Genomic DNA, 3,589 nt, shown 5'->3' with positions numbered 1-3,589 from the left:
TGCTGCCGCTGGAGGAGCTGGATCGACTGCGTCGTGATCCCACCTACTGGAGCACGTTGGCGGCTCGACCGGAGGTCCGCGAGGCCCTCTACCTGGCGTCGCCAGGGTTGGTGCGCCGCCTGTCGAGCGGTACTTCGGATGCCCGGGTGGCCGCCTCGGTGACCGCCTATCTGGTCCGAATGTGCACCCGTGCAACACCCTTCGGACTGTTCGCAGGCTGCGCCGTAGGGTCATTGGGCGAAGCGACCTGCCTGCTGGTCGACGGGCCCGAGGGGACAACGCGGCACAGTCGGCCGGACACCGAGGTGCTGGCGGCTCTGGTCGAACGACTGCTGGCCCAACCCTCGACTCGGTCGGAGATGATGGTCGAGCCCAACTCGAGCCGCTACCACGCGGCGGGCGCGATGCGGCTCATCGAAAGCCGACTGCGGGAGGGCCGTCGCACCCATCACCTGGTGGTGATCGAGGACGACGAGCCGCTGCGAGTCGCGTTGAATGCCGCCTCGGGCGGCTGCGAGGTGGCGAAGGTCGTCGACGCCGTCCAGACCCGTGCGGGGGTGGACCACGACGAGGCTCGCGGATACGTCGACAGCCTGGTCGAGGCCAAGGTGCTGACCCCGACCGCCGAGCCCGCCGTGACGGGGCGGGAACCGATGGCGCACGTGCTGTCTTCCCTGAGCGGGCGCGCGCTGGCCGCATCGGCGACCGCGCTGAAGCGGGTGGCCGACGAGCTCGCAATCCTGGACGCCGCGGGCATCGGCAATCCCCCGGAGGCCTACGACTCGGTGGCGGCGAGCCTGCTCGACCTGGCCGGCGGTAGCGACGACGCGCGGCTGGTTCAGGTTGATTTGCACCGCGCCGGAACGGGACTGACTCTCGGCAGTAGGGAAGTGCAGCTTCTCGTCGAGGCGGTGGAGCTGCTGCACCGGCTGTCCCTGGGCACCGAAGATCCGGCGCTGACTCGGTTCAAGGCGGAGTTCGGCCTCCGGTACGAAGAACGCGAGGTCGCCCTGATGGAGGCCCTGGACGAAGAGATGGGCATCGGGTTCGACAGATCGACGCATCCGGCCGCCGACGAGTCACCGCTCCTGGTCGGTCTCGATCTCGTTGGGGTGGAGGGTATTTCGACATTCACCGGACGCGACGCGACCCTCCTCGATCTGGTGCTCCGCGCCCGCGACAGTGGCGCCGACCGAGTTGAGCTCGATGCCGATACCGTGGCACGGCTTGCGACGGGTACGCCGCTGCCGCTGCCCGACGCGCTGGCCGTCGTCGCCACCATGCTCGAGGACGGCATCGAGGTTCACGCCGTCACCGGCCCGTCAGGCGCCGAGTTGCTGGGCCGGTTCTGTCACGGCGATCCCGACTTGCACCAGTCCGTGCGGGCCCACCTCGGCGCCGAGGAGGCACTTGCCCCCGGTGTCGTGTTCGCCGAACTCGTCCACCTGCCGGAGGCACGGATCGGCAACATCTTGGCCCGGCCCGTGCTTCGCGAATACGAGCTCGTCCTGTTGGGACGCTCGGGCGCACCCAAGGAGCGTCAGCTCAGTGTCGACGAGCTCACGCTGCGCCTGGACGGTCAGCGGGTCGTGCTGTACTGCCCCCGCTTGAACGCCGAGGTCCGGCCACGGCTGACCACCGCGCACAACCCGGCGTGGCGCGGCTTCGGCGTGTACCGATTCCTGGCCGCGCTGCAGCGTGCCGGGGTGGCGGGTGGACTGGCATGGGATTGGGGCGCTCTGGCGAGCGCGCCGACCCTGCCGCGTGTCACCTCGGGTCGGCTCGTCCTGGCCCGGGCCCGGTGGCAGCTATCGGCCGCCGAGCTGAGCACAGTCACCGGGCCGACGGCGGACGAGGGCTGGGCGGCCCTGGCCCGGGGCCGCGGGCTCACCCGTGAGTTGCTGATCGCCGACGGTGACAACCGGCTCTACGTCGACACCGGCAGCCCCGCGCTGATCGCCGCCGCCGCCAAGGTGTTGCGCAGACGAACCGGGGCGGTCGTGGAGGAAGTCCTCGCCGATGGCGTTGCCGCCGGTCCGCAGGGCCGCTTCGCTCAAGAACTCATCGTGCCCTTCACGCGCCGGGCTGCGCCCGCAGTCGCCCCCCGGCGCTGGCCCGCACCCCAAGTGCAGCGCACGTTCGTGCCAGGCGGCCAATGGCTATACCTCAAGGCCTACACGGGCACGGCGACGGCCGATCGCATCCTGATCGACGCCATCGGACCGGTGATCGATCGGTTGCGGAGCAACGGGGTCATCGACGAATGGTTCTTCCTGCGCTACAACGACTCCGAGCATCATCTACGCCTGCGGCTGCACGGAGATCCGGCCGCTCTGCACGATCACGCGCTGCCCGCCCTAACCGATGCGCTGTCCCCGCGCCTCGGCGACGGCACGGTGTCCAAGGTCGCGCTGGACACCTACGAGCGGGAGATCGAACGCTATGGCGGCGACCACGGCATCGAATTGGCCGAACGGATCCACGCCGCCGACAGCGACGCGGTGCTGAGCGTATTGGGCATGCTCGACGGTGACGACGTGGACGATGCGCGCTGGAAGATGTGCCTCTACGCCACCGACCGTCTCCTGGCCGACGCCGGTTTCGACGTCCAGCAGCGTCGCGATTGGGCCAAGAGTGGGGCCGCCGGTTACCGGGCGGAATACGCGGGAGGGCACGCCCTCGACGCCGGCATTGGGCGACGCTGGCGGATCGAACGCGCGGAGCTCGCGGCTCTGCTCGACGACACCGAAGCCCACCCGTACGAGTCGGCGCGCAAGCCGTTCCTGCAACGATCCGAGCGGATTGCACCATTGCTCGCCGAACTGGCGGAACGGGATCGGAACGGACGGTTGACCAGGCCACTTCACGACCTCCTGCGAAGCTTCAGCCATCTCAACGCCATTCGGCTCCTGCGGTCAGCCGCTCGGATTCACGAACTCGTCCTGCTGAGCTTCCTCGACCGTCATTACGCCAGCCAAATCGCCCAAGCACGCCGTCTAGACGCATCGGACAAACAGATCTGACCGTGTGGTCGGGCCGCCCGTCAGGATGCCCGATAGTCGATGACGACGCGGCCGTCGATCTGTCCGCGTTCCATGCGGCCGAACACATCGTTGATGTCGTCGAGTTCCGCGCTGGCCACTGTCGGGTGGATCAGACCGCGAGCGTAGAAGTCGAGCGCCTCGACCATGTCCTGGCGGGTACCGACGATGGAGCCACGGATGGTCAGGCCCTTGAGCACGATGTCGAAGATCGGCGCAGGGAAGTTGCCGGGCGGCAGCCCGTTGAAGACGATGGTGCCGCCGCGGCGAGCCAAGCCGATGGCTTGCCCGAACGCCTGCGGGTGGACAGCGGTGACCAGCACCCCGTGCACGCCGCCGGTCGCTTTCTGCACCTCGGCGACCACGTCGCTGGTACTGGCATTGACGACGACCTCGGCTCCGAGGCGGGTGGCCAGGGCGAGCTTGGAGTCGTCGATGTCGACGGCAACCACGCGTAGCCCCATTGCCCGTGCATACTGCACGGCGATGTGGCCGAGCCCACCGATACCGGAGATCGCCACCCACTGGCCGGGCCGGGTGTCAGTCAC

2 protein-coding genes are annotated in these 3,589 nt (G+C 68.9%); one reads left to right on the top strand and one right to left on the bottom strand.

Annotated features, from left to right (window positions below):
- Positions 1-3,023, top strand: a 3,023-nt coding sequence (locus tag QOD90_RS18260) for a thiopeptide-type bacteriocin biosynthesis protein (RefSeq protein WP_526352227.1), incomplete at its 5' end; no start/stop codon positions are given.
- 20 nt (positions 3,024-3,043) lie between these two features.
- Here the strand turns inward: QOD90_RS18260 and QOD90_RS18255 are convergent.
- On the bottom strand, positions 3,044-3,589 hold a 546-nt coding region (locus QOD90_RS18255; RefSeq protein ID WP_526352225.1), incomplete at its 5' end, for a zinc-binding dehydrogenase.

The organism is Mycobacterium sp. (genome assembly GCF_032161845.1).
Taxonomy (GTDB): Bacteria; Actinomycetota; Actinomycetes; order Mycobacteriales; family Mycobacteriaceae; genus Mycobacterium.
Note: the sequence above shows the minus strand (reverse complement) of the source record. Positions and strands in the feature narration are given on the sequence as shown.